The 25642-nt window shown below is 71.4% G+C and carries 27 protein-coding genes and 1 riboswitch; of the genes, 16 read left to right on the top strand and 11 right to left on the bottom strand.

The features are described from left to right. The first annotated feature begins 91 nt into the window (after positions 1–91). The gene (locus AB0C62_RS25615; RefSeq protein ID WP_362976840.1) at positions 92–982 is read left to right on the top strand and encodes a glycoside hydrolase family 19 protein; all 891 of its coding nucleotides are present in this window, start codon (positions 92–94) and stop codon (positions 980–982) included. Positions 983–1120: 138 nt separating this feature from the next. Here AB0C62_RS25615 and AB0C62_RS25610 read toward each other — a convergent pair whose 3' ends face one another. Further along, positions 1121–1660, bottom strand: a complete 540-nt coding sequence (locus AB0C62_RS25610) for an HAD domain-containing protein (protein WP_362976838.1) — start codon at positions 1658–1660, stop codon at positions 1121–1123. A 532-nt stretch (positions 1661–2192) separates the two neighbouring features. Between AB0C62_RS25610 and AB0C62_RS25605 the strand changes: the two genes are divergently transcribed. Beyond that, positions 2193–2612 (top strand): VOC family protein, encoded by a 420-nt coding sequence (locus AB0C62_RS25605; protein WP_362976836.1) that lies wholly within the window; start codon positions 2193–2195, stop codon positions 2610–2612. 92 nt (positions 2613–2704) lie between these two features. On the opposite strand, the gene AB0C62_RS25600 is transcribed toward AB0C62_RS25605, so the two are convergent. The 6 genes from AB0C62_RS25600 to AB0C62_RS25575 form a co-directional block, all read right to left on the bottom strand. Continuing rightward, positions 2705–4651, bottom strand: coding sequence for a cellulase family glycosylhydrolase (locus tag AB0C62_RS25600; RefSeq protein WP_362976834.1), 1947 nt, complete (start codon positions 4649–4651; stop codon positions 2705–2707). Positions 4652–4780: 129 nt separating this feature from the next. After that, on the bottom strand, positions 4781–5362 hold the full coding sequence (locus tag AB0C62_RS25595) for a sugar O-acetyltransferase (RefSeq protein WP_362976832.1): 582 nt from the start codon (positions 5360–5362) through the stop codon (positions 4781–4783). Positions 5363–5437: 75 nt separating this feature from the next. Beyond that, positions 5438–6058 carry an endonuclease gene (locus tag AB0C62_RS25590; protein ID WP_362976914.1) on the bottom strand — a complete coding sequence of 207 codons (621 nt, stop codon included), beginning with the start codon at positions 6056–6058 and terminating at the stop codon, positions 5438–5440. Positions 6059–6302: 244 nt separating this feature from the next. After that, positions 6303–6737, bottom strand: a complete 435-nt coding sequence (locus tag AB0C62_RS25585) for a hypothetical protein (protein WP_362976830.1) — start codon at positions 6735–6737, stop codon at positions 6303–6305. A gap of 118 nt (positions 6738–6855) precedes the next feature. Continuing rightward, entirely contained in the window at positions 6856–7155 is a 300-nt protein-coding gene (locus AB0C62_RS25580) for a DUF5133 domain-containing protein (RefSeq protein WP_362976828.1), read from the bottom strand. Positions 7156–7186: 31 nt separating this feature from the next. Beyond that, positions 7187–8041 carry a SigB/SigF/SigG family RNA polymerase sigma factor gene (locus AB0C62_RS25575; RefSeq protein ID WP_362976826.1) on the bottom strand — a complete coding sequence of 285 codons (855 nt, stop codon included), beginning with the start codon at positions 8039–8041 and terminating at the stop codon, positions 7187–7189. Positions 8042–8417: 376 nt separating this feature from the next. On the opposite strand from AB0C62_RS25575, the gene AB0C62_RS25570 reads away from it, so the two are divergent. The 4 genes from AB0C62_RS25570 (at position 8418) to AB0C62_RS25555 (ending at position 12913) form a co-directional block, all read left to right on the top strand. Next, entirely contained in the window at positions 8418–9035 is a 618-nt protein-coding gene (locus AB0C62_RS25570; RefSeq protein ID WP_362976824.1) for a DNA polymerase ligase N-terminal domain-containing protein, read from the top strand. Between the two features lie 184 nt (positions 9036–9219). Beyond that, positions 9220–9780: a 2Fe-2S iron-sulfur cluster-binding protein gene (locus tag AB0C62_RS25565; RefSeq protein WP_362976822.1), complete on the top strand. Its 561-nt coding sequence runs from the start codon at positions 9220–9222 to the stop codon at positions 9778–9780. Then, entirely contained in the window at positions 9777–10769 is a 993-nt protein-coding gene (locus AB0C62_RS25560; protein ID WP_362976820.1) for a xanthine dehydrogenase family protein subunit M, read from the top strand. Before AB0C62_RS25565 ends, AB0C62_RS25560 begins: the two co-directional genes overlap by 4 nt. A gap of 47 nt (positions 10770–10816) precedes the next feature. Continuing rightward, a complete protein-coding gene (locus tag AB0C62_RS25555) occupies positions 10817–12913 on the top strand; it encodes a xanthine dehydrogenase family protein molybdopterin-binding subunit (RefSeq protein WP_362976818.1) in 2097 nt (698 codons plus the stop codon). A 238-nt stretch (positions 12914–13151) separates the two neighbouring features. On the opposite strand, the gene AB0C62_RS25550 is transcribed toward AB0C62_RS25555, so the two are convergent. Continuing rightward, on the bottom strand, positions 13152–13943 hold the full coding sequence (locus tag AB0C62_RS25550; protein ID WP_362976816.1) for a SigB/SigF/SigG family RNA polymerase sigma factor: 792 nt from the start codon (positions 13941–13943) through the stop codon (positions 13152–13154). 339 nt (positions 13944–14282) lie between these two features. Between AB0C62_RS25550 and AB0C62_RS25545 the strand changes: the two genes are divergently transcribed. Both AB0C62_RS25545 and AB0C62_RS25540 read left to right on the top strand, forming a co-directional pair. Continuing rightward, entirely contained in the window at positions 14283–14471 is a 189-nt protein-coding gene (locus AB0C62_RS25545) for a hypothetical protein (RefSeq protein ID WP_358816011.1), read from the top strand. Beyond that, positions 14468–14737 (top strand): DUF4190 domain-containing protein, encoded by a 270-nt coding sequence (locus tag AB0C62_RS25540; protein WP_362976814.1) that lies wholly within the window; start codon positions 14468–14470, stop codon positions 14735–14737. The genes AB0C62_RS25545 and AB0C62_RS25540 overlap by 4 nt, the downstream gene beginning before the upstream one ends. A gap of 37 nt (positions 14738–14774) precedes the next feature. Here AB0C62_RS25540 and AB0C62_RS25535 read toward each other — a convergent pair whose 3' ends face one another. Both AB0C62_RS25535 and ligD read right to left on the bottom strand, forming a co-directional pair. Continuing rightward, positions 14775–15053: a hypothetical protein gene (locus AB0C62_RS25535; RefSeq protein WP_362976812.1), complete on the bottom strand. Its 279-nt coding sequence runs from the start codon at positions 15051–15053 to the stop codon at positions 14775–14777. Positions 15054–15303: 250 nt separating this feature from the next. Next, complete coding sequence (ligD, locus tag AB0C62_RS25530) at positions 15304–16233, bottom strand: non-homologous end-joining DNA ligase (RefSeq protein WP_362976810.1); 930 nt, start codon at positions 16231–16233, stop codon at positions 15304–15306. Positions 16234–16573: 340 nt separating this feature from the next. Here ligD and AB0C62_RS25525 point away from each other — a divergent pair, with 340 nt between their 5' ends. The 8 genes from AB0C62_RS25525 to AB0C62_RS25490 all read left to right on the top strand — a co-directional run bounded on the left by AB0C62_RS25525 (position 16574) and on the right by AB0C62_RS25490 (position 25026). Next, positions 16574–17608, top strand: a complete 1035-nt coding sequence (locus AB0C62_RS25525; protein WP_362976808.1) for an NADP-dependent oxidoreductase — start codon at positions 16574–16576, stop codon at positions 17606–17608. Between the two features lie 77 nt (positions 17609–17685). Then, positions 17686–18057 (top strand): MerR family transcriptional regulator, encoded by a 372-nt coding sequence (locus tag AB0C62_RS25520; protein ID WP_362976912.1) that lies wholly within the window; start codon positions 17686–17688, stop codon positions 18055–18057. Between the two features lie 232 nt (positions 18058–18289). Beyond that, positions 18290–18400: riboswitch (SAM riboswitch) on the top strand. A gap of 31 nt (positions 18401–18431) precedes the next feature. Next, entirely contained in the window at positions 18432–18551 is a 120-nt protein-coding gene (locus AB0C62_RS25515) for a putative leader peptide (protein ID WP_362976806.1), read from the top strand. 287 nt (positions 18552–18838) lie between these two features. After that, a complete protein-coding gene (locus AB0C62_RS25510) occupies positions 18839–20461 on the top strand; it encodes an ABC transporter substrate-binding protein (RefSeq protein ID WP_362976804.1) in 1623 nt (540 codons plus the stop codon). A gap of 8 nt (positions 20462–20469) precedes the next feature. Continuing rightward, entirely contained in the window at positions 20470–21429 is a 960-nt protein-coding gene (locus AB0C62_RS25505) for an ABC transporter permease (RefSeq protein WP_362976802.1), read from the top strand. Beyond that, the gene (locus AB0C62_RS25500) at positions 21426–22373 is read left to right on the top strand and encodes an ABC transporter permease (protein WP_362976800.1); all 948 of its coding nucleotides are present in this window, start codon (positions 21426–21428) and stop codon (positions 22371–22373) included. Before AB0C62_RS25505 ends, AB0C62_RS25500 begins: the two co-directional genes overlap by 4 nt. Positions 22374–22498: 125 nt before the next feature. Then, on the top strand, positions 22499–24205 hold the full coding sequence (locus tag AB0C62_RS25495) for an ABC transporter ATP-binding protein (RefSeq protein ID WP_362976910.1): 1707 nt from the start codon (positions 22499–22501) through the stop codon (positions 24203–24205). Further along, positions 24202–25026, top strand: coding sequence for a DUF1684 domain-containing protein (locus tag AB0C62_RS25490; RefSeq protein ID WP_362976798.1), 825 nt, complete (start codon positions 24202–24204; stop codon positions 25024–25026). The genes AB0C62_RS25495 and AB0C62_RS25490 overlap by 4 nt, the downstream gene beginning before the upstream one ends. Before the next feature lie 136 nt (positions 25027–25162). Here the strand turns inward: AB0C62_RS25490 and AB0C62_RS25485 are convergent, their stop codons facing one another. Beyond that, positions 25163–25477, bottom strand: coding sequence for a WhiB family transcriptional regulator (locus AB0C62_RS25485; protein WP_362976796.1), 315 nt, complete (start codon positions 25475–25477; stop codon positions 25163–25165). Between the last annotated feature and the right edge of the window lie 165 nt (positions 25478–25642).

Here is a 25642-nt window from a genome sequence, read left to right as displayed (position 1 = left end):
GGAGACCGTGACGTCGGTCAACACCGGCGTGTGCACGCAAGGTCGTGCCTTGCCTTCCGGTGCGGCCCCGCCGTGCAAAGGAATTGATCCTGTGTCAAAACGACGCGTCTCTTCCCTCCTCGCCGCCCTGCTGATCGGAACCGCGGCGCCGGTGCTCCTGCCGACCGCCGACGCCTCCGCCGCATCCTGTTCGAGCTACCCGAGTTGGGTGGCCGGGAAGTCGTACGTCACCGGCAACATCGTCCGGTACACCGACGGCAAGGCCTACATAGCCGAGCATGACAACCCGGGCTACGACCCCGTCATCAGCACCTGGTTCTGGGAGCCCTACGCCTGCGACAGCGGTCCGACCAACCCCTCCGAGGGCTTCGTCGTGAACGAGTCGCAGTTCAACCAGATGTTCCCGAACCGGAATTCGTTCTACACCTACAACGGGCTCAAGGCCGCGCTGAGCGCCTACCCCGGCTTTACCAACACCGGCAGCGACACGGTCAAGAAGCAGGAGGCCGCGGCCTTCCTCGCCAACGTGAACCACGAAACCGGCGGTCTCGTCTACGTGGTGGAGCAGAACACCGCCAACTACCCCACGTACTGCGACTGGAGTCAGTCGTACGGCTGCCCGGCGGGCCAGTCGGCGTACTACGGGCGCGGCCCGATCCAGCTCAGCTGGAACTTCAACTACAAGGCCGCGGGCGACGCCCTCGGCATCGACCTGCTGGGCAACCCCTGGCTGGTCCAGAACGACTCGGCCGTGGCCTGGAAGACCGGCCTCTGGTACTGGAACACGCAGTCGGGCCCCGGCAGCATGACCCCGCACAACGCGATGGTCAACGGAGCCGGCTTCGGCCAGACCATCCGCAGCATCAACGGGTCGCTGGAGTGCGACGGCAGGAACCCCGCACAGGTGCAGAGCCGCGTGGACGCCTACCAGCGCTTCACCTCGATCCTCGGGGTGACGCCGGGAGGCAACCTCTACTGCTGACCCGGCACGCCGGACCGGTCCGGCGTCACGCTTGACCCACCTCTTCGGCGCCTGCCGACCTCGACGAAGGTCGGCAGGCGCCGTCGCGTGGGCGCGCGGCGCGCGGGCCCTTCACCGGACGACGAGACCGTCAGAGGCCTACTGCCCGCCCCTCCAGTCCGCTTCCCCCCGCAGCCAGCCCTCAAGGGCGACGAAGTCCCCCTCGGTGAGGCCCCGTCGGGGATCGACGCGGAGGAGCAGGGCCGCCCCTCGGTGGTGCTCGGCGACCCAGGCCCGGTCGGTGTCCGTGATCTCGTCGTCGACCCAGGCGAAAGCTCGTCCGGCCGCCCGGCCCACGAGGGTGCGCGTCTTCCAGTGCAGCCCCCTCCGCTCGTCCTGTTCGTCGACGGCGGACGGCTCCGGCCAGGCCACCACGGGCAGCTCCGGCAGGCTGAGCACCGGGGCCACGCACGCGTTCGCGTCGTCCATCCAGGTCGTCGCCCAGATCAGTTCGCACGGAAGGGCGGCCGGCCGACGACCGAGTTCGGGATCGATCCGGGCGAGCAGCGGGTTCGGGTGTCCCCCCTCGTACGTGCTGCCGTGCTCGTAGGTCCGATACGCCGAGGACGCGGCGCCGAAGGGGATGAGAGGTCCGTCGACGTCGAGGAAGAGGAGCGGGCGGGGCGGGGAACCGGGCATGGCCGCAGGCTAGCGGTGTGTCCGGTGCACAGCGACGTGGCCCGTCGTTCGGGGGATGTCGACGGGCCACGCCTTCTTTCACGGTCCCACGGACAGGACGAAGATGCGCGCATTGCGGGCAAACCGGCTATCCGGCCCGGCGCTGAACGCCGCGAGGCCCAGGCTGCGGGGTGGGGTCAGGAACTCCGCGCGAAACGCCAAGAGTGATCTCTTCCGTCAGAGCATCGATCACCGCCGCCGCGAGCCGGCAAGGGGCTCCCTGGTCAGCGGCACGTGCTCGCCCCCCCCTTCGCCGGCCCCAATCCCTCGGGTCCTCGTGAACACGGCGTGCGAGGACACGCCCGCCCACCCGTCGCGGTTCGCGGGGCAAGCCGTCACCGGCGGGTTCGTGGCAGACGTCGGACGGGCAGCCCGCAGGCCGTGAGGGAGACGGCACTTCCTGATGAGGGCGGGGCTCGGCGCGGATGCCCGTCGGGCGGGAGATCCGGGGCTAGTGTGCGGTCCTGACGAACCGTCACGAAAGGATCTTGCTGTGGGCTCTCGCCTCAACCCCTACATCAGCTTCTCCGGTGATGCCAGGCAGGCCATGACCTTCTACCAGGACGTCTTCGGCGGCGAACTGACGGTGCACGAGTTCGGCGCCTTCGGCTCCGACGCGCCTCCCGGGTACGCCGACAAGGTCATGCACGGCATGCTGGAGGCCCCGAACGGTTTCGTCCTCATGGGCGCCGACGTCCCGCCCGGCATGGAGCGACGCACCGGCAACAACTTCGCGGTGAGCCTGAGCGGCGACGACACCGACGAGCTGAGCGGCTACTGGGAGAAGCTGTCCGCGGGCGGCACGGTGGCGGTCCCGCTGGAGAAGCAGATGTGGGGCGACACGTTCGGCATGTGCACGGACCGGTTCGGTGTCGACTGGATGGTCAACATCGCGGGGGCGTCAGGGGCCTGACGCGTCCCTGCGGAGTCGACTCGGGGTGTGCGGTGCGGCAGGCGAAGTCCGCACCGCACACCCCGTCGTTCCGACCGTCGACGGGCGGGTGATCAGTTCAGCGTGCGGCACAGCAGCGCGGCCGGGCCCGGGCGGGATCCCAGGCGCGTGGTGAAGGCGATTCCGGCCGCGTACTCGTCGTCCGCGCACTGGCCCTTGTAGTCGCCGGAGGCGAAGTCACCGCCGGAGGCACCGACGGGCCGGTTGTCGGAACGGTCGAACCACACCGTTCGCCCGGCTCCCGCCGGCGCGTGGGCCGCCGGTACGCAGAGCGCGGCCGACGTCCGGCCACCACGACGGCTGTGGCCGACGAGGAAGTCGCCCGCCGGACACTGCAGTTTGGTGTAACCGGACGCCCAGTCACCGCCCGGGGGAACATGGCGCTCGTCGGTGACGACGGTCCGGGTGTCGCCAGCCGCGCGGAGGTCGCCGGTGGACACGTCGGTGCACAGCGTGCGCACCCCGCTGTGGCCGAGTCCGATCAGCCGCTCTCCGTCGGGACAGACGGCCTTGGTCGCGCCGGCGTCCCAGTCGCCGCCCGCCCGTACTCGGAGGGACTGCACCTGGTCGCCGTGGTCGGTGGCGAGCATGTCCCATTCGGGCACCGGGTCGACGGAACCGGTACGCGACGGGGCGCTCATGAGCCTGTTCCACGCGGCTGCCCGCCAGTCGGCCTGGTCGAGGACGCCGTGGCGGTCGCCCGCAGTGTCGTAGCGCAGGAGTGACCAGTCGTCGTGTCCGTCCCAGCCGACGAGGGGCCAGTAGGCGAAGTCGGCGTCGTGGTCCGCGAAGTAGTCGGTGATGTTGCCGGACCATGCGCGGGCCGCGGTTCCGGTCTCGCCGGCGCCGATCCCGAACTCGCTGATCCACACGGGTGCGCTGAAGTGCTGGTTCGCTTCGTCGGAGACGAAGAACGCCTGGTCGTGCAGCACTTGGGCGAGCTGGTCGCGGGTGAGGTCCTGGTAGCGGGCGTCGTGGGTCTCGCCGATCCCGGTGGCGCCGCTGTGCCGGGGACCGGTGTATCCGTAGAAGTGGGCCGAGTACACCAGTTTGTGCGCGGCGACGAGGGTGTGGGACAGCGTGTGGGCGGGGGTGAGGGTGGGCCGGCCGTGCGGGAGTCCGTCGACCGGCAGGCCGGTCCAGTTGATCCCTTCGATGACGATGAGGAGGTCGGGGTCGGCCTCGGTGAGGATGCGGTCGGCGGCGAGCTGTGCCGCCGCGTACCAGTCGTGGGCGTCACCGAGGCCCCAGTTGGGGTCGTCCAGGACGTCACGGCGTACCTCGTTATAGAGGTCGGCGCCCACCACGCGTGGGTCGTCGGCGTAGCGGCGGGCCATGAAGACCCAGTCGTCGGCCCACTGCTGGGTGGACTGGCCGCTGTTCCACCGTTCGTTGCCGTCGATGCCGCAGCACCAACGCGACGTGTTGGTGTGGTTGTTGAGGATGACCGCGAACCCGCTCCGGGTGAGGGCGGTGACGACGGCGTCGTAGACCTGCAGAGGCGTCTTTCCGCGCAGCTCCGGGTTGGCCGTGACGGCGGCGGCGGGGACGCCTGCGGTCGCGTGGATCATCTCGTTGGAGAACGGCAACCGGATGCTGTTGATCCCGAGTTGGTGAAAGTCGCTCAGCAACTGGGGCAGGGGGACGCGGTCCAGCCCGAGGGGGATGCCGTGGGAGTTCTGGCCCGCGTGATGGTTGGCCGGGTCGTCGATGCTGCCACTTCCGGTCCAGGAGCCTTGCGCGCCGTCCCAGTTGGCGGACTTCAGACGGAAGCGGTTCCCGTCGGCGTCGACGACGTAGCGCCCCCGCGTGGACAGCGGCGGCTGCCATGTGTCGGCCGTCGCCTCGACGGCCGAGGCCGCCGACGTGCCCGAGGAGGCAGCGGGGGCGGCGACCGCCCCGGGAACGATGGGCGTGGCGACCGCCCCGGGAGCGGTGGCTAACAGCAGGAGGATCGCGCTCGCTAATGTCAGGTACTTGCCAAGCCTGCGAGTGGGCATCGGACCTCGGGGTGCGTGGAGAGGGGTGGGCGCCCGAGCCTAGCGGGACGACCCGGCCGGCAGCGATGGTGCGGACCCGACGCCGGGACCGCACCGCCGAAACGCCTCCGGGCCCGCGCACATCAGGCCCTAGAGCTCGCGTACCGGGCGTGCCGGGTTGCCGACGGCCACGACGCCGGAAGGGATGTCCCTGGTGACCACCGCTCCGGCGCCGATGACGCTGTTGTCGCCGATGGTCACGCCCGGGCACACGATGGCTCCGCCGCCGAGCCACACGTTGTTCCCGATGGTGATGGGGCGGGCGGCTTCGAGCTTGTCCCGGCGCGGCTCCGGCTCCAAGGGGTGCGTGGGGGTGAGGAGTTGGACGTTCGGCCCGAGCTGGCAGTCCTCTCCGATGGTGATCGCCGCTACGTCCAGCGCGGTGAGGTTGTAGTTGACGAAGGTGCGCGCCCCGACGGTGATGTTGCTGCCGTAGTCGACGTACAGCGGTGGCCGCAGGTCGACGTCCTCACCGACGGAGCCGAGCAGTTCGGCCAGGAGCGGCCGGGAGCCGACGGTGTCCTCCAGGTAGGCGGCCTGATAGCGGGCGGCCAGGCGCATGGCGCGTTGCTGTCGCTTCGCGATCTCGGGGTCGTCGGCGATGTACAGGTCGCCCGCGAGCATGCGCTCCAGGTTCGAGCGCGGGTCGTCGGCGAAGTAGTCGGGCGGCATGCGGACGAACGTACACGCCGGGGACCCTGGCGAAGGAGAGCGCCTCGGGCCCTCCCGGCGCCGGTGCGGGCTCTGTCAGGCCGCCTCGGCCGCCGCGCGCACCTCGTCGGCCACCGCCTTGTCCAGGGCGGCGTGCACGAGTCCGTCGGCGAACCGCGGCAACTCGTCTGCGGTGACGAGACCGCTCAGTCTTCGGGGCGAGACGGGCAGCCCGAGCCTGCGTGCCCCGTCCTGGGCCTTGCCGTCGATGTACGGCGCGAACTCCGGCCACACGCCCTGCACGGCACGCAGGAAGATGTCGGCTCCCGTGGGACCGATCCCGGGGACGTCCAGCAGGGCCTTGTTCGGGTCCGTCTCCTCGCGCAGTCGGCGCAGGTCCCCTCCGTAGCGCTCCAGCAGCAGTTCGGCTCCCTCCCCGAGCTGCGTCGAGGTCCGCTCGTCGTAGCGCCGGTAGCCGCCCTGCCCGAGGGCGTCGACGCGCTGCTGCCAGGACGCCTTCGCCATGGACCGCGCGTCGCGCAGACCGGCGTCGAACAAGGCCCTGGCCGCCGCCACCGCGATGTCGGTCCGGATGCGCGCGCTGAGCAGGAGGGCGAGGACGAGGGTCTGGTAGAGGGGCGCCGGGGTGTCGCGCAGCCGGATGCCCGCCTGCGCCGCGTAGGTGCGCCGCTGCCGTTCGAGCAGGGCGGCCACCAGGGCTCGGTCCGTCGGACCGGTCGCCCGCTTGCGGGACCTCCGCTCGGTCCGGTCCGTGCCGTCGGTCCGGGGCTTGCCGGTGGTCCTGGCCTTGCCGGCGGTCCCGGTGTCGGCCTTCGCGCTCGTCGCCTGATGCGGCACGGCGCACCTCCCTCGGGGAAACAAGTGGCGTCGCTGACGCGGTGCACAGAGGTCGCGTAGCCCTCACCGGCCACGCCAAACAGGACCCGGCCCGACGCTTTCCTTACGAGGCGGCGTGATCGGGGTGGCCGCCGGTCCGGCGCTTCTCCTTCAGCTCGGCCTCGAACAGGTGATCCACCCCGGCCGCCAGCTCCCCGCGGATCTCGGCCTCTACGTCCTTGAACGGTTCGTAGTACGTGGCGTTGTACGCCTCGACGATCTGGAACGTCCAGTGGCCGGGGATGACGTTGCGTCCCACGATCTCCCGCTCGACACGGTCGGCCCACGCGGCGTGGCCCGCCTCACGGAGCAGCCTCACCACACGGTCCAGTTCGAAGTCGGCGCCGCCCGTCAGCTGATGGAACTCGTACAGGTGCCCGCGGGCCCGTTCGGTCGTCTCCAGCGCCTTCGACAGCGCCCCGAGTGCCTCCACCGTGGCATCGGAGACGCCACTGGGGCGCTGGTGCACCGGGGTGGCGCCTGTGTCGTGTTCGTTCATGGATCCATGGTGTCCCGATCGGCGCGATCCTCACCTGTCGACGCCCGATCGGGCCCATATGCCCTTCCCCTACGACCCGGCGGACCACCGCTCGGTCCCGGTGAACCGTCGAACGCGCTCACAGGGGTGTGCGCTCGGTCTCCCGCGGAAGGGCCGCCGCCCGCAGGGCGGGATCCGCCGCCCCGGCCGTCACCGTGCGGCGGACGTGGACCGGCGGGGCGTCCGCCGTCGCCAGGTAGGCGTGCGCCCGAGTGAGCGCGTCGGCGATCTCGCGGGTCCCCGTGGACACGCAGAGCGTGTAGGCGAGATCCCGCAGCCGGGCTCCGGGCACCGTGACCCCGGCGAGCGTCTCCTCGGCCAGGAGCGTTTCGTACTCCTCGACAAGCCGGTGCAGGGTGGTGGGGAGGGGCATCAGCATCGGTGCGACTCCTTGCATGCGGACGACGGTGTCATGAGGTGGAACGGCCGTGGGAGAACTGCCCCAGGGCCTCGTTGCGCACCTGGGCGCAGCTGCGGCTGATGAGCCGCGACACGTGCATCTGCGAGATGCCGAGGCGGTCGGCTATCCCACTCTGCGTCATGTCCTCGAAGAAGCGCATGTACAGGATGGCCCGCTCCCGCTCCGGCAGCCTGCGCAGTTCGTTCTTGGCGGCCTCGCGGTCCACGACGATGTCGTACGAGGAGTCGGACTCGCCCAGCGTGTCGCCGAGGCTGTAGCCGTCGTCGCCGGCGGCGAGTTCGGCGTCCAGCGAGAGCGTGCTGAAGCTCTCCAGTGCTTCGAGGCCGGCGGCGACCTCCTCCTCGGTGAGTCCCGTGTGGGCGGCGAGGTCCGCGGGGGTGGGTTCGCGGGTACCGGGGCGCTCCAGAAGGTCGCGGCGCGCCACACGGACCCGGTTGCGCAGTTCCTGCACCCGGCGCGGTACGCGTAGGGCCCACATCCGGTCCCGGAAGTGCCGCTTCACCTCGCCGGTGATGGTGGGCACCGCGTAGCTCTCGAAGGCGCCCCGGACCGGGTCGAACCGGTCCACCGCCTTGACCAGCCCGAGCGCCGCGACCTGGCGCAGGTCCTCCATGGCCTCGCCGCGATCGCGGAAGCGACCGGCGATCCGATGGGCCATGGGCAGCCAGAGGGCCACGACCTCGTCGCGGAGGGCGTCCCGCTCGGGGCCGTCGTCCAGTTCCACCAGCCGCTCGAAGAGCGCGGTGGCCTCGGGGGAATCATCATGGGTACGCCGCGCCGGCGAGGAGGGCGAGGCGGAGGCGTCGTGGGTGTCCGGACGGGCTGTGGTCAGATGAGCAGGCACGCGGATTCGCTCCTGAACGGGAGTCTCAGGACGCGCCCGGGACGTACTCCGGACACGACCCGAACGGAAGGTCTGGGTCACCGCGCGAGGAGTTGTCCGGCCCACGACGAGGTCGCAGCCAGCCAGGGGGATCCCCGCTCGGCTTGCGCCTCCAGTCCGAAGCACGAACTTCCGGGTGCCCCGTCGTCCCACCCGCAAACGCCGCGTTCGCCGCCGAAGGCGAGCCGCACACCGTGGGGCGCGTTCCGCGAACGGGTCACGGCGACTCCCCCACCCGGTTCCACACCGGCTCATGGGCAGGCCGTGGGGTACTCCGTAGGGGACAGCGTGGGTGCCTTCGGACCGTGGAGTCCGTCCGCCGGGAAAGGAGCGAGGGATGGCTGACCAGGACGCCTTGGGGCGCTATCGCGGCAAACGCGACTTCACTCGGACCGGGGAGCCCCGGGGCGGCGGAGAGGGCGGGGACGAGGAGCCGCACTTCGTCGTGCAGATCCACGACGCCCGCCGCATGCATTTCGACTTCCGCCTCCAGGTCGGGGACGTGCTGAAGTCCTGGGCCGTCCCGAAGGGGCCTTCCACGGATCCGAGGGACAAGCGGCTCGCCGTGCCCACCGAGGACCATCCGCTGGAGTACGAGGACTTCGAGGGCGTGATCGCCCGGGGCGAGTACGGCGGCGGAACGGTCATCGTCTGGGATCACGGCACCTACCAGCCGCGAAGCCACGACCGCCGCGGAACGCCCGTACCGTTCGACGAGTCCCTCGACCACGGGCACGCCACCTTCTGGCTCAACGGTTCGAAGCTGCGCGGCGAGTACGCCCTGACCCGGTTCCGCAGTGGCGAGGACGGCGGGGACGAGGAGGCCTGGCTGCTGGTGAAGGCGAAGGACGACCACGCCGGGACCGGGCACGGGACACCCGATCCGCACCGCGCCCGCTCGGCACGCTCCGGACGCACGCTGCGCCAGGTCGCGGACGAGGCCGCGGAGTCATGAGGCACCTCTGTGCCGCCTCGGAAGCACGGGCCGCCGCCGTCCGGGTCGGTTTCTGAGCGGCGCAGCCTGTTCGGCCGTACGCCAAAAGCCGGAAAGTGTGGTTTGTGCCAGCCTGGTCGCAGTACCGACCGGGTGAACGGCACGGGCCGTCGTCCGAACGTCCCTCACAGAGGCGAGGCCTGACATGAATTCCGGCTCGGCACGCGGCTCGTCCCTTCCCCCCGACCGTCATGAATCGGAAATCACCCTGCGGGTGAACGGCGCACCGCACGCCCTCACCGTCGACCACCGTTCGGTTCTCCTGGACGTCCTCCGCGAGCGTCTCGGTCTCGTCGGCGCGAAGAAGGGCTGCGATCACGGCCAGTGCGGGGCCTGTACGGTCCTGGTCGACGACCGGCGGGCCAACAGCTGTCTGCTGCCCGCGGTGGCCCTGGACGGATGCCGGATCACGACCGTCGAGGGGCTGTCCGGGGACTCCGAGGACCTGCATCCGCTTCAGCGCGCCTTCGTCGACCGCGACGCCCTGCAGTGCGGATACTGCACCCCGGGCCAGATCTGCAGTGCCGTGGGCGCGCTCGGCGAGGCGGAGAAGGGGCATCCCTCGCACGTCACGGACCCGGCCTCGCCCTCCGGCCGTTCGGTCCCCATGAGCCGGGACGAGATCCGCGAGCGGATGAGCGGCAACCTCTGCCGGTGCGGTGCCTATCCGCACATCGTCGAAGCCATCGAGGACGTGACCCGGTGAATCCTCTCGGATACGTACGTGCGGGCAGTGTCGAGGAGGCCGTCGCGGAGTACACCGCACGTCCGGGCGCGCGCTACCTCGGCGGCGGCACCAACCTCGTGGACCTGATGAAGCTGGGCGTGGAGCGCCCCACCGCCCTCGTCGACATCAGCAGACTGCGGCTCGACACGGTGGAGGAGACCGCCGACGGCGCGCTCCGCGTCGGGGCCACCGTCCGCAACAGCGATCTCGCGGCTCATCCCCTGGTCCGCGACCGCTACCCGGTGCTTTCGCAGGCGATCCTGGCAGGCGCCTCCGGGCAACTGCGCAACATCGCCACCACCGGGGGCAACCTCCTCCAGCGCACCCGCTGTTCGTACTTCCAGGACACGAGCAAGCCGTGCAACAAGCGCGAACCCGGCAGCGGCTGCGGGGCCCGGGAGGGCGTCCACCGCGAGCACGCGGTGCTCGGCCACTCCCCCGAATGCATCGCCACGCACCCCTCGGACATGGCCGTCGCGCTGGCCGCCCTCGACGCGCGCGTCGAGCTCTTCGGAGCCGATGGTGCCCGCACGCTCCCGGCCGCCGAATTCCACCGGCTGCCCGGCGACCACCCGGAGCGGGACACCGAGATCCGGCCCGGCGAACTCATCACCGGCGTGGTGCTCCCCGGCGGCAGGGCCGGGGTGCCGTCCCTGTACCGCAAGGCCCGCGACCGGGCGTCGTACGCCTTCGCTCTCGCGTCCGTCGCCGCCGTGCTCCGGGTGGAGGACGGCATCGTCCAGGAGGCCGCATTCGCCTTCGGTGCCCTGGCCCACCGCCCCTGGCGTGCCCGACGCGCCGAGGAGGCGCTGCTCGGCGCCGCCGCCACGGAGGCCGCCTTCGGGCGGGCCGTGGACCTCGAACTCGAAGCGGCCCAGCCCCTGCGCGACAACGCCCACAAGGTGCGTCTGGCCCGCAACCTCGCCGTGGACGTCCTGACCCGGCTCGCCGCGCCCGCCATCGCCTGAACCGGCTTCCGGAGCATTCCCGGCCCGGCATCACAAGGAGGACGTCCATGGCCCACACCGAGACCGTGCTCGGCACGGCAGCCGAGCGCCGGGAGGGTCCCGACAAGGTGAGGGGCCGGGCCCGTTACGCGGCCGAGCACACCGTCGCCGGCCGCGCGTTCGGCCGCCCGGTGCCCGCCACCGTCGCGAGCGGCTCGGTCCGCGCGATCGACACGTCGCCGGCCCTGGCCGTTCCCGGCGTACTCGCCGTCCTCACTCCCGAGGACGCGCCCCGGCTCGCCGAGGCGGACGACCCCACCCTCGCCGTCCTGCAGAACTCCGACGTACCGCACCGCGGCTGGCCGGTCGCCCTGGTCGTCGCGGAGACGATCGAGGCCGCCCGGGCCGGCGCCGCGGCGGTGCGGGTCGAGTACGCGACGCGCGACCACGACGTCACGCTCACCGACGGCCACCCCAAGGGGTACTTCCCCGAGGAGGCGAACGGCGGCTATCCGGGGCAGCGCGAACAGGGCGATCCCGAGGGCGCGTTCGCGTCCGCCGCCGTCCGTGTCGACGCGGCCTACCGGGTGTCGCCGCTGCACAACCACCCCATGGAACCCCACGCGGCCACCGCGCGTTGGGACGACGACCGCCTCGTCGTGCACGACTCCAGCCAGGGCTCAACGGCCGTACGCGCCACGCTGGCGGGACTGTTCGGGCTCCCCGAGGAGCGGATCACCGTCATGGCCGAGCACGTCGGCGGCGGCTTCGGGTCCAAGGGCACGGCACGCCCGCACGTCGTGCTCGCCGTGATGGCCGCGCAGCGGACCGGACGGCCTGTCACCGTCTCCCTGCCCCGCCGCATGATGCCCGCCCTGGTCGGCCACCGCGCCCCCACCCTGCACCGCCTGCGCCTCGGCGCCACCGAGGACGGCACGCTCACCTCGCTCACCCACGAGGTCACCACCCACACCTCGCGCATCAAGGAGTTCGTGGAACAGGCGGCCGTGCCGGCGCGCATCATGTACGCCTCGCCCAACAGCCGCACCACGCATCGCGTCGTGCCGCTGGACGTTCCGAGCCCGTCCTGGATGCGCGCCCCCGGAGAGGCGCCGGGCATGTTCGCCCTGGAATCGGCCATGGACGAACTCGCGGTGGCCCTCGGCATGGACCCTGTCGAACTGCGGATCGTGAACGAGCCGGACACCGAACCCGACAGCGGCAATCCCTTCAGCAGCCGGCATCTCGTCGAGTGTCTGCGGGACGGCGCCGAGCGCTTCGGCTGGTCACGGCGCGATCCTCGGCCCGGCTCCCGTTCCGAAGGTGCCCTGCTGCTGGGCTCAGGCGTGGCCGCCGCCACCTATCCGGTGCTCGTGTCGCCCTCCACCGCCGTCGCGCGAGCACTGCCCGACGGAACCTTCTCGGTCCGTGTCAACGCGACCGACATCGGTACCGGGGCCCGGACCGTGCTCGCGCAGATCGCGGCCGACGCGCTCGGCGTCCCGCCGGCCCGGGTCACCACCGAGATCGGCAGCAGCGACCTGCCGTCGGCCCCGCTGGCCGGCGGCTCCTCGGGCACCGCGTCCTGGGGCTGGGCCGTCCACGAGGCCTGCACCCGACTGCGCGCGTCCCTGGCGGAACGGTCGGGACAGGTGCCCGACGAGGGTCTCTCGGCGAGCGCCGACACAGCGGGAAGCGCGGACGCGGAGAGCGCCTACTCGCGCCATGCCTTCGGCGCCCACTTCGCCGACGTCGCCGTCGACACGGTCACCGGCGAGGTCCGGGTGCGCAGGCTGCTCGGTGTGTACGCGGCCGGACGCATCCTGAACGCCCGTACCGCCCGCTCCCAGTTCATCGGCGGCATGACCATGGGGCTCGGCATGGCGCTGACGGAAGGCAGCACCATGGACCCGGCGTTCGGCGACTTCGTCGAGTCGGACCTGGCCGCGTATCACGTCCCCGCCCACGCGGACGTGCCAGCGATCGAGGCACACTGGATCGACGAGGAGGACCCGCACCTCAATCCGATGGGCAGCAAGGGCATCGGGGAGATCGGGATCGTCGGTACCGCGGCGGCCATCGGCAACGCCGTCCACCACGCCACCGGAACCCGGTACCGCGAACTGCCGCTCACCCCGGACCGGGTGCTGGCCGGTCTGAGCTGAGGGAACCCTCCCGTGCCCACTCCGTGCGGACCCGGTGTTCACACCGTGCAGGACCGGACATCTGGCGCGCCGGGACACATCCTGATCGCCAGGACTGGTTTGGACGGGGCTCAGCCCGGTAGACCGCAGTGAGGTGGGTTGCTGGCCAACCGCTCCCGGGAGGGTTCGGCAGTGAGCCCGCCACCGGCCGCCCGATCGGCACCACTGGCGGGCGGCCGGCCACCTTCACGGAGCGGACTCAGGCGGCGTCCGACATGACCTGGTCGCGCAGCGAGGCACAGCTGTTGCTGATCAGGCGTGAGACGTGCATCTGCGAGACGCCGAGCTCCTCCGCTATGCCGCTCTGCGTCATACCGCGGAAGAACCGCAGGTAGAGGATGGTCTGCTCGCGTTCGGGGAGCCTGCGCAGGGCCGGTTTCACGGCTTCGCGGTCGACGACCAGGTCGTAACCGGCGTCGGTCTCCCCCAGCGCGTCCGCCAGCGAGTATCCGTCGTCGCTGTCGGTCAGTTCCGCGTCCAGGGACAGCGTCGCGAAACTGTCCAGAGCCTCCAGGCCGCTACGGACCTGCTCCTCGCTCAGCCGCGCGTAAGTGGCTATGTCGGCCACGGAGGGCTGTCGGCCGGATTCCGCGGCCAGGTCCTTGATGGCCGTACGGACCCGGTTGCGCGCCTCCTGCACCCGTCGTGGCACGTGCAGCACCCACATGTGGTCGCGGAAGTGGCGCTTGATCTCACCGGCGATCGTCGGAACCGCGTAGCTCTCGAACGCGTTGCCCCGGTCCGGGTTGTACCGGTCGACCGCTTTCACCAGGCCCAGCGCGGCCACCTGGGTCAGGTCCTCCAGCGCCTCGCCCCGCCCGCGGTACCGACCGGCGATGCGCTCCGCCATGGGCATCCAGGCCTGGACCACCTGGTCCCGCAGGGCATGCCGCTCGATTCCGTCCGGAAGCCGGGCGAGCCGCTCGAACGCGGCGTCGGTGTCGGGGGCGTCGTCATGCGGACGACGCTTCACAGTGCTTGCGGTGTGCATGTGCTGACAGCTCCCTCAGAGGTTGCTGACGGACGGGGACAGACCACCATGGGAGCCCATCTCGCAGCACTCTCGGGACACACCCGCACTGTGGAGCCGACCGCTCCCACGGACGTGCCTCCTGTCCGAAGCACTGGTGTCCAACTTACATCTTTTACGACCTATAAAACCGATTCGGTATGGCCATTACGAAGCGTGACGATCCAGTGGGCGGGGGCCGTCGGTTCAAGTCACTCCTCGGCCGACAGGCGGGGCAGGCGTTTCCCCGTCGGAGCCCCGGGCACCCGGGGCTCCGGCGATCACTCGTCCGTGATGCCCCGCGAATCCAGAAGGAGACACATGCTCTTCCTCGTCGCCGCGCTGCTTCTCCTCGGTGTTGTGGTGGGTGCCGCCGCCCATCTGCCGCTACCGGTCACACTGGTGGCCGCCGTGGCCATCGGCTGCTGGCTGCTCTTCTACGGGCTGCGCAAGCACCGGATCGGCACGTCGCAGAAGACGACCTCCTACCGGGGCGGGGAGGCACGATGAGCCGGTCCACCCAGGAGGCGACGCGGACGCCGTCCCGGCGCGACCCGTACAGCCTCGCCGTGGCGTCCTTCATCCTCGGCCTCGTCGGGCTGCTGGTCTTCAACATCGTCCTCGGGCCGACCGCCGTCGTCCTCGGCCTCGTCGCCCTGCACCGTGGCACGCTGCATCGCCACCGGGCCTACCTGGGGATCCTGCTCGGGGTCGCCGACCTGGTCGTGCTCGCCGTCGTCACGGCGGCCGACAACAGCGTCGCCTGGCACCTCTGAGCCGGACGCCCGGCGCGGCCGGTCCGCCGGTCACGCCTCAGGGGGCGTCCCCCGCCCAGTCGAAGAACATCGGGTCCCCGGGACGCGGGTCGTACAAGGCGCGCGCTCCGGGGCCGAACTGGCCCAGCTCCGTCTCCAGCGCCACACCGCCGGATATCTCCTCCGGCGTGCGGCCGGTGATGTCGAGCAGCAGACCGTCCAGCGGTCCACCCACCAGTTCGGCATAGTCCCGGCCGCGCTGCGGGCCCTGATGGGGGTCGTCGTGGTCCGCGCCGTAGACCCGGCCGCGCAGCAGCTGTTCGTCGTCCTTGTCCATGCCCCCCACCATCCCAGCCGCCACTGACATCGCGAGTCGTACGGGCGACGCCGCGACCTGTCCCTGCCCGCGCCCCGACGACACCGGCGGCACGCCCCCGCGCTGCTCTCCGCACGGGACGGGGCCGTCCGCGTCCGCGCCTTCGCTGCGCCGATCGGGTGAAGCGCGGGCGTTCCCGGTTCGAGGTCTCCTTCCGGGGCGACGGAGCCGTCCGGATGAAGCCGTCCGCCCACCGATCCCGTCGGGGACCTCAACCACGCAGTGCCGCGAGGCGGCGCCCGGCGGGGACGAGGCTCCGGCCGCGGTCCAGCAATCCGTCCCAGGGTCTGGTCCGTGCCTGCTCGACGGCGTCGGCAACGGTCCAGCGGCGGGCGTCCAGGTCCGGATCGTCGAGTTGGCCCCAGGAGATCGGAACGGCGACCGGCGCTCCGGGCTTCGGGCGGACGGTGAAGGGCACCACGACGGTCTGCGCGTACGCGTTGCGCTGTACGTCGAGATAGAGCCGGTCGCCGCGGTCCTTCTTGCGGGCGGCGGTGGTGAGCCGGTCGGGGTGCGCCTTCGCGAGGGTCTCGGCGATGTCCTTGGCGAACGCGCGCACCTCGTCGAAGTCCTGGCGCCCGTCGAGCGGCACGACGACGTGCAGGCCGCGCGATCCCGTGGTCATCGGCGCCGAGGGGAGGCTCAGCGCGTCGAGGAGTTCGTGCACCGACCGGGCCGCTTCGCGTACGGAGGTGAAGTCGTCGCCCGTAGCCGGGTCGAGGTCGATGACGAGCCGGTCGGGCCGTTCGACGTCGCCCACCTTCGACAGCCATCGGTGCAGGGTGAGGCATGCCTGGTCGGCGAGGTAGACGAGCGTCGCGGTGTCCCGGCAGACGGGGTGCAGGACCGTACCGCCCTCCTTGTGGACCTCGACCCGCTCGATCCAGTCCGGGTAGTGGTCCGGGGTGTTCTTCTGCATGAAGCGGGGGCCGGCGATCCCGTCCGGGTACCGCTCCAGCATCAACGGGCGGCCCCGCAGGTGGGGCAGCATGAAGGGGGCGACAGCGCGGTAGTACGCGACAAGGTCCCGCTTCGTGTACTCCTTGCCGCTCCCGCTCGCCGGGAAGAGCACCTTGTCCGGCCGGTGCAGGTCGAGCGTGCGGCGACCGACCCGCACGGTGTGGGTGCTGGAGTCGGCCATCGGACAACCCTTCCGTCGACGTTCGGGCGGGGCGGGAAACCGCCGTACCCGCGTTCCACGCAACACCGCGGACGGACGTCCTGCCACAGGAACGGGCGGACGACCCCGCGCCCCCGCCCCCGCCGACGGCCCGTTCCCGAGCGAGCGGTCCGGCCGTCCGTGCGCGCGGGTACCCGGCTGCCACGCCGCGTAACGCGCGCACCTCGGCCAGGGACCCGCGCCTTCGGGCTTGCCCTTGACCCGCACGTCAGGGTTTAGCGTGCCTCGGCCGGTGGGTCGACGGTCCGCCCGAAGACGCACCGCTTCGCCTCTCTCCTTCGTCCGAACCCGGAGTCGCCCCATGGCCGTTCAACCGCCGCCCACCACCCGCGAGATCCATCTGGTCGGCGCGCCCGTGGGGTTGCCGGGGCCGGAACACTTCGCCGTCGTCGAGACAGCGCTGCCCACACCACGGGCGGGCCAAGTCCTCGTCCGCAACCGGCACTTCCTCGTCTTTCCAGGGCTGCGTACGCTCATCGGGGGCGAGGTCGAGGGGGTCCCGTTGCCGCCCGTCCATGTCGGCGACGCCCTGTTCGGACCCGCCGTCGGAGAGGTCGTCACCGCGGGCCCCGGCAGCGCACTGCGCCCCGGCGACCTGGTCTCTCACCTGCACGGCTGGCGCGAGCACGCCCTTCTGAGCGACGACGACTGCGTGCCGCTGAGTGACGTGCTGCCCGACCCCGTCGCGTTCCTGTCGTCCGGGGCCGCCGCGTACGCCGCGCTCACCCGGCTCGCCGGCGTGCGCCCCGGCGACACCGTCCTCGTCACCGGAGCCGCGGGAGCCGTCGGGAGTCTCGCGGGCCAGGTGGCCCGACTCCTCGGCGCGGAGCGGGTCGTGGGCAGTACCCGTTCGCCGCGCAAGGCCGAACGCCTCAAGGCCGAACTCGGCTACGACGCGGTGGTGGTCCCCGGCACGGCACCGCTCGCCGAACAGCTCGCCGCCGCGGCGCCCGACGGCATCGACGTGCTCCTCGACACCGTCGGCGGCGAACAGTTGACCGCGGCCGTCGGCGCGGCACGGCGGGGGGCGCGGTTCGCGTTGGTGGGCGCGCTCTCCGGGCAGCTGTCGGCCGAACACGACCGCGACGGCACCACCTCGCCCGCGGAGATCGACACGTTCCGTGTCATCACGCTGGGGATCACGCTGCGCGGATTCAGCAGCTCGGACCTCGGTGAAGCGGCCGAGGAGTGGAACAAACGCTTCGGGGACTGGCTGCGCTCCGGTGAGATCGTCTTCCCTCACGTCCGGATCGCGGGCATTGACCGCGCACCCTGGGCGTTGCAGGAACTGTTCGAGGGGCGGCACACCGGCACCGTCGTCGTGGACCTTACGTAGCGGTCGGCTCAGCGGTGCCGTGGACTCCCGCGTCCTCGAAGATCATCGACGCGGCACCGGGTGAAGGCGGGGAGCGGATGCGGATCGGGGATGCGGCGGCGGCGGCCGGTACGACAGCACGCGCGCTGAGGTTCTACGAGGAGCGCGGATTGCTGCCACCACCGCGGCGCACCGCGGCCGGGCAGCGCGAGTACGGTCCCGGCGACGTCGCCCGGGTGAGGGTGATCCGGGACCTGCTCGCCCTCGGCCTGACGGTGGAGGACCTGTGCGGCCTGGCCGACCGCATCCCCCTGCTCATGGACGACCCGCGCAGACGGTGTTCCGGCGGCACGGACGGTCCCGGCGCCGGCGTCGTGCACCGCCGACTGGCCGCGCTCGACGCCGAGATCGACCGTCTCACCCGGCTGCGCACGCGCCTGGCCGCTCAGACGGGCCGCACGACCGACTGATCCTGAGGGGCACGTCGGTCGGGGGCGGCACAGCAGGCTCCGCCATCACGGTCGATCACGACGGCCGGTGTCCGGCACCCCTTGAGGACCGCACCAAGGTCCGCGCGATCAGGGCCAGTTGTTGCAGACACATGAATTCCCGCGACTCGACGTGCTGTGGCTCCTGGTCCGACGCCCTTCCACGCGATCTCGTCATTGACGGATCGGAGCATCGATTCGTACGATCGCGACCGGCATTGAGTGTCAGCGTCAAGCCCTGGCTCGCTGACCGGCAACCCTCCTCCGCGGTGGGGTGCTCCAGGTGAAAGCCCGGCGGGGTCGCCCGACCCCGCAAGCGCGAACCCCCGGCAGGGGGACGAGATGGGAGGCCCGTCGTGCGGAACAGCAGCAGCGACCTGAGCGCCTCGATCGCGGCCGCGGCGATGTTCTCCGGCTTCTCGCGCCGCCGCCACATCGACCTGGAGCGCTCCGCCAGCTGTCTGTGTAGCGGCTGACCACACGCCCTGCCGACCGACGCCCTCCGTCGGTCCGTTCGTACGGCGGCGAACAACAGCTCCCGGTCCTCCCGGCGTCATGAGGTCGGCGTGCGCGCGTCGCACGCCATCGCCGACGCACCCCTTCCTGCCCGGCTCGGGCCCGGCCCTTCGTCCGGGACCCGCGCCTGAGTGTCTGTTCCGACTTTCTCGTCCGAACGGTGCCGCCCGTCCACGGCTGCGCCGTCCCGCTTCGCCATGTCCGCTCCGGACAGGCGCGGCGACTCTGGAGTAGGAGAACCCCTTCCGTGACATCCCATCCGGACACCCGATCCGCCCGATGGACAGCAGCCGCCGCTGTCGTGACGAGCGGCATCCTGCTGAGCGGCTGCTCGTCGAGCGACGGCACCGGTTCGACCGACACCGACGCCCGGGCCAGGTCCGGTGGCACGCTGACCTTCGCGGTGGGATCCGACGCCGGCTGCGTGGACCCGCAGCAGGTGGGCAGCAACGACAGCATCTACTCGCTGCGCCAGGTCGTGGACTCCCTGACCGACCAGGACCCCAGGACCGGCAAGATCGTGCCCTGGCTGGCGAAGAGCTGGGACATCAGCTCGGACACGAAGACGTTCACCTTCCACCTGCGGTCGGGTGTGACGTTCAGCGACGGCTCGCCGCTGACCGCCCAGGTGGTCAAGGACAACTTCGACGCCGTACCGAAGCTCGGCGCCCTGGCCACCCTCGCCCAGGGTTACCTGAGCGGGGTGCAGAGCACCACCGTGGTCGACTCCAGCACCGTCCGGGTGACGTTCAAGCAGCCCAACGCGCAGTTCCTGCAGGCCACTTCGACCCACTCGCTGGGTATCGAGTCGTCGGCGAGCGTGAAGCGGAGCCCGCAGGAGAAGTGCAGCAAGGGAGTGGTCGGCTCCGGGCCGTTCACGCTGGCGAACTACGTGCAGAACCGCTCGGTCACCTTGAGCAAGCGCGCCAAGTACGCCTGGGGTTCCTCGCTGTGGGCCAAGAAGGGCGAGGCGTACCTCGACAAGCTGGTGTTCAAGGTCGTGCCCGAGGCCGGCGTGCGCAGCGGGAGTCTGCAGTCCGGTCAGGTCGACGCGGTCGGCAGCGTGGGCAAGGCCGACGAGACCGCGCTCAAGGGCGGTGCGGTGAACCTGCAACGCCGAGCCAACCCCGGCGTCGTGTTCAACCTCGGCCTGAACAACGCCCGCCCCCTGCTCAAGGACGCGAAGGTGCGGCAGGCCCTGCGGCTCGCCGTCGACCGGCAGCAGATCGTCGACGCCGTCTTCCCGACGGGCACCGAGCCGGCCACCAGCGTGCTGGCCCACACAACACCGAACTACGCGGACCTCGGGTCGGACCTGTCCTTCGACGCGGCGAAGGCCAGGTCCCTGCTGGACGCCGCCGGGTGGAAGACCGGCGGTGACGGCGTCCGGTCGAAGGGCGGAAAGAAGCTGCGCCTGACCGTCAAGTGGTTCGCCAACGCGGCCACCAACCAGCCCGCGCTGGAGCTGATCCAGCAGCAGCTGAAGGCGGTCGGCGTGGACGTCGTGCTCAAGCAGCTCCAGATCACCCAGTTCGCCCCGACGCTCCAGTCGGGCGACTTCGACGCGGTGTGGGGCAACGTCACACGGGCCGACCCGGACATCCTGCGCAGCTCGTACTCCACCGAGCTGGCCAACTTCTACCACCTGCCCGCGAGTCCGCTGGACGCCGCGCTGAACCAGCAGGCGGCGACGGCTGATCCGGGCAAGCGCGGCCAACTGGTCAAGAAGGCACAGGAGTTGCTCGTGCAGAAGGCGTACGTCATCCCCGTGGTGGAGCTGGAGACCCAGCTGGGTGTGGCGAAGAAGGTGCACAACCTGGACTTCGACGCCTCCAGTCGCATCCAGCTGCACGACACGTGGATCGGCTAGCGGCCGGCATGCGTCGCTATGTGATCAAACGCATCGCTCAGGCCGTCGGTGTGCTGTGGGCGGCCTACACGGTGTCGTTCCTGGTGCTGGACTACCTGCCCGGCGACCCGGTCTCGGCGATGGCCGGTGCCGGAGCCGACTCGGGGCAGGTCGATCCGGCGCAACTCGCCGCGCTCCGCCACCAGTACGGCTTCGACAAGCCCGTGCTGGTCCAGTACGCCGAGGCGCTCGGCCGCGCGGTGCGCGGGGACTTCGGGGACTCCGTGTCCACGGGCCGCCCGGTCACCTCCTCCCTCGCCGACGCGCTCCCGCAGACCCTGCAGCTGACCGGCGCGGCCCTGCTGCTGGCCGTGGTGCTCGGGGGCGGCGTCGCCCTGCTCGCGACGTACACCACTCGACGATGGCTGCGGCAGCTCCTGTTGTCGCTGCCTCCGCTGGGTGTGTCGGTCCCGACGTTCTGGGTGGGGCTGCTGCTGGTCGAGGTCTTCTCGTTCCGGGCGAGGCTCTTCCCGGCGTTCGGCAACGACGGGCTGCGCGGTCTCGTGCTGCCCGCGGTGACGCTGGCCATCCCGACCGGCGCCCTGGTCGCGCAGGTGCTGGCGAAGAGCCTCCTCACGGCGCTGGACCAGGCCTACGTGGAGACCGCGCGGGCCAAAGGCGCGGGCAGAGTACGGATTCATCTGCGACACGCGCTGCGCAACGCGTCGCTGCCCGCGCTGACGGTCGTGGGACTGCTGGCCGGACAGCTGATCGCCGGTTCGGTGGTGGTCGAGACGGTGTTCTCCCGGGACGGCCTGGGGCGGGTGACCGCCGCCGCGGTCGCGGCCCAGGACATCCCGCTGGTCCAGGGGGTCGTGGTGTTCGGGGCGCTGATCTTCGTGTCCGCCAACCTGATCGTCGACCTCGTTTATCCCGTGCTGGACCCGCGGATCGTGGTCCATTCGAGGAGGAAGGTGAGTCCGGCATGAGTCAGACCCTTGCCGAGGACGTGGCCTCGGGGGCGGCCACCGGCCTCGCCCGAGCGGTCGATCCGAGTCCGGGAGCGGGTACCGAACCGGGCCCGGAGGGTCCCAGGTCCGGCGCCGGACGTCGGCGGCTCCTGCGCTTCCTGCTGCGCCGGCCCGGGCTGCTGGCGTCGGCCCTGGTGGTGGTGCTGATCGTGCTCGCCGCCTTCTGGCCCGAACTGTTCACCTCACGGGACCCGCTGCACGGGGTGCCGTCGGAGAACTTCCGCGCCCCTGACGGCGCGCACTGGTTCGGCACCGACGAACTGGGGCGCGACGTGTTCTCCCGGGTCGTGCACGGCGCCCAGCTGTCCTTGAAGGCGACGCTGCTCGCGGTGGCCGTCGCGTTCGTCGTCGGCGGGCTGATCGGCCTGGTCGCCGGGTTCGTGGGCGGCTGGGTCGAGGACGTGCTGATGCGCGTCGTGGACGTCCTGCTCTCGATCCCCTCACTGTTCCTCTCCCTCGCGCTGGTCACGGCGCTGGGCTACGGGACGGTGAAGGTCGCCGTCGCCGTCGGGATCGCGAGTGTCGCCGGGTTCGCACGGGTGACCCGGGCCGAGGTGCTCCGTGTCCGGCAGGCGGTCTTCGTCGAGGCGTCGCGGTCGTGCGGCGCCCGCTGGTACACGGTGCTGGGCCGGCACGTACTGCCCAACGCGGTCGGCCCGGTGATCGTGCTGGCGACGCTCGACTTCGGTGCCGCGGTCCTGGCCGTCTCCTCGCTGAGTTTCCTCGGCTACGGAGCGCCGCCACCCGCGCCGGAATGGGGCACTCTGATCGCCGACGGCCGCAACTACATGGCCAACGCCTGGTGGCTCACCGCGTTGCCCGGTCTGGCGATCGCGGCCACCGGGCTGGCCGCCAACCGCATCGCGCGGGCGCTGGACGGCGAATGGTCCCGGCAGCGATGAACGCCCCCTGGAACGCACGGACAAACGACGCCGAGACGAGAACTGCCGTGACGAACACGCCCCCGACCGACGCGGCCCGGACAAGGGAACGGCCGGCCGACGAAGCGGAGGCCGAAGGCACCCCCCTGCTCCAGGTGCGGGGCCTGTCGGTGTCGTACCGAACCCGCGGAGGCACCGTACGAGCGGTGAGCGGGGTCGATCTCGACGTGTGGCCGGGCCAGGTGACGGCGGTCGTCGGGGAGTCGGGCTCGGGAAAGAGCACGACGGCGCACGCGGTCACCCGGCTACTGGCGGCGAACGGGAGCATCGACGCCGGGACGATCCGCTTCGGCCGCCACGACAACCTCGCCGCGCTCTCGGAGCGCGAACTACGGGCCGTACGCGGGACGAGCATCGGGCTGGTGCCCCAGGATCCGACGGTGTCCCTGAACCCGGTCAAGCGCATCGGCGAGCAGGTCGCGGAGGTGCTGCGCATCCACGGCCTGGCGTCACGACGCTCCGCCGCGTCGGAGGCGGTCGGCGTCCTGGAGCGTGCCGGGATGCCCGACGCGGCCACCCGCGCCCGGCAGTACCCGCACGAACTGTCCGGCGGGATGCGGCAACGCGCCCTGATCGCCATCGCCATCGCGGGAAGGCCCCGGCTGATCATCGCCGACGAGCCGACCAGCGCCCTGGACGTCACCGTGCAACGCGTCATCCTCGACCATCTGGAGCACCTCGCGCAGGAGTCGGACACCGCGGTCCTGCTGGTGACGCACGACCTGGGTGTCGCCGCCGACCGGGCGCGGCGGATCGTCGTCATGTCCCAGGGCCGCGTCGTCGAGGCCGGCCGCACCTCCGACGTACTGGAGAACCCGCAACACGCCTACACCAGGCACCTGTTGGCCGGTGCCCCCAGCCTGAACACCGCCCGCCCCCGCGCCTTGGTCACCGAGTCCACCCCGACCGCGGGCCCGCACGACACACCCTTGCTCGAACTCCGCAACATCGTGAAGGAGTTCCGGCTGCCCGCGACCGCCGGGTCGGCGCGCACCCTGCGCGCGGTCGACGACGTCAGCCTCACCCTCCATCGAGGCCGCACGCTGGCCCTGGTCGGCGAGTCCGGCTCCGGGAAGTCCACCACCGCCCGCGTGGCGCTCCGGCTGACCGATCCGACCGACGGGCGGGTCCTGTTCGACGGCGAGGATGTCACCACCGCCCGCGGTTCGCACGCCAGGCAACTGCGCAGGCGAGCCCAGCTCGTCTACCAGAACCCGTACGCCTCCCTGGATCCCCGGTTCTCCGTCGGCGAAGTGATCACCGAGCCGCTGCGTGCCTTCAAGGTGGGCGATCGTGCCTCCCGCCTGGCCCGGGCGCGCGACCTGCTCGACCGGGTCGCCCTCCCCGCCTCGATGCTCGGCCGCCGTCCGGCGGAGCTGTCCGGCGGGCAGCGCCAGCGCGTGGCGATCGCCCGCGCGCTCGCCCTCTCGCCCGACCTGGTCGTGTGCGACGAGCCGGTGTCCGCGCTCGACGTGTCCGTCCAGGCCCAGGTCCTCGACCTGCTCGCGGAACTGCAGGCCGACACCTCGGTGGCGTACCTCTTCATCTCGCACGACCTGGCCGTCGTACGGCAGATCGCGCACCAGGTCGCCGTCATGCGGGCCGGCCGTATCGTCGAGACCGGCACCACCGACGAGCTGTTCACCGCCCCCCGGCACGACTACACCCGCGAGCTGCTGGCCGCGATCCCCGGCGGCCGTCATTCCTTCCCCGCCGCCCAAGCCGCCCCCTCCGTCGTCGAACAAGCCCCGCCCGCGGGCGATTCCGTCGACCTGATCAAGGAGCGAACATGACCGTGCAGGACAGTCCGGCAGACCTCCACGCCTTCACCGAGGCCTGGCAGGAGTGGCACAGGAGTCAGGAGGCGCGGCTCGCGGATCCCCACGGTTTTCTGGCGATCACCGGCCTGCACTGGCTCAGCGAGGAGCCGCAGCGCTTCCCCGACGCTCCCGGCACCTGGCGGACCGGCGCCGACGGAGTGACGGTGGTCCTCGACGAGGGCGAGGAACTCGTGCTCGGGGACGCGACCGTCCGGGGCGAACACCACTTCGGGGTGCTGCCGGAGCGCAGCAGCGTCAACGCCGTCTGGGGCGACGCGGTGATCGAGGTGGCCAAGCGCGGCGGGCACGACATCATCCGCCCCCGGCACCCCGACACACCCCTGCGGGCGGCGTTCACCGGCACGCCCGCCTACGCGCCGCATCCGCGCTGGACGGTGACCGGGCGCTACGAGCCCTTCGACACACCCCGTCCGACGACGGTGGGGGCCGCGGTCGAGGGCCTCGAGCACGTCTACGACGCGCCCGGAAGGATCAGGTTCGAGCTGGACGGGCAGGAGTTGGCGCTCACGGCGTTCCCCGGCCACGGGGCCGGCAGTCTGCTGGTGCTGTTCACCGACGCCACCTCGGGCGTCACCACCTACGCCGCGAACCGCGCCCTCGCCCTGGAGCCCCCGGCCGAGGACGGCACCGTCGCCCTGGACTTCAACCGGGCCACGAACCTGCCCTGCGCCTACACCGACCTGGCCACCTGCCCGCTGCCCCCGGCGGAGAACCGGCTGCCGCTGGCGATCGACGCCGGGGAGAAGATCCCCTACGAGCGCGGCGGGTCATGAGCCGCGTCTGACCACCGGGTGCCGGTGCCGCTCCGACAGCGGGGCCGGCGCCGGGCGTCCCGCACGGGAGACGGCCACGCACCGTGCGGGCATCAGGGCCCCGCCTGGGTGGTCTCCGCGCGGAGGGGCGCGGACCTCAACTCGCCCTGGAGCCCGCGAGCGCGACGTCCCGCCCTGTCCGCTCGTGTTCCACCCGCGCCGTCTCCAGGAGGCGGCGCCATGAGGTGACCGTGGGGCGGCGCCGGAGCAGCGCCCGGCGTTCGCGTTCGGTCATGCCGCCCCACACGCCGTGCTCGATGCGCTGGTCCAGCGCGTAGGAAAGGCACTCGGTGAGAACAGGACAGCCGCTGCACAAGGCTTTGGCGCGGTTCTGCGCCGCACCCTCGACGAACAGCTCGTCAGGGTCGGCCTTGCGGCACAGCCCTCGGTCGCTCCAGTCGGTGCTCGCCATCTCGTGATGCCGTCCTCTCCCCTGGCCCCGCGCCTGCGAGTTGCCCCCTTGCCGTGAGCAACAGGCATATGACACTACGCCTTTCGAGGATCGTCACTCTATCTGCGGTCCGTCACCACACCTTCGGGTGATCGAAGCTTGCCACCAGCACGCGAAAGCGCTAAA

The sequence above is a fragment of the Streptomyces sp. NPDC048643 genome (assembly GCF_040650615.1).
GTDB lineage: Bacteria > Actinomycetota > Actinomycetes > Streptomycetales > Streptomycetaceae > Streptomyces.
This window is presented reverse-complemented; position numbering and strand designations above follow the sequence as displayed.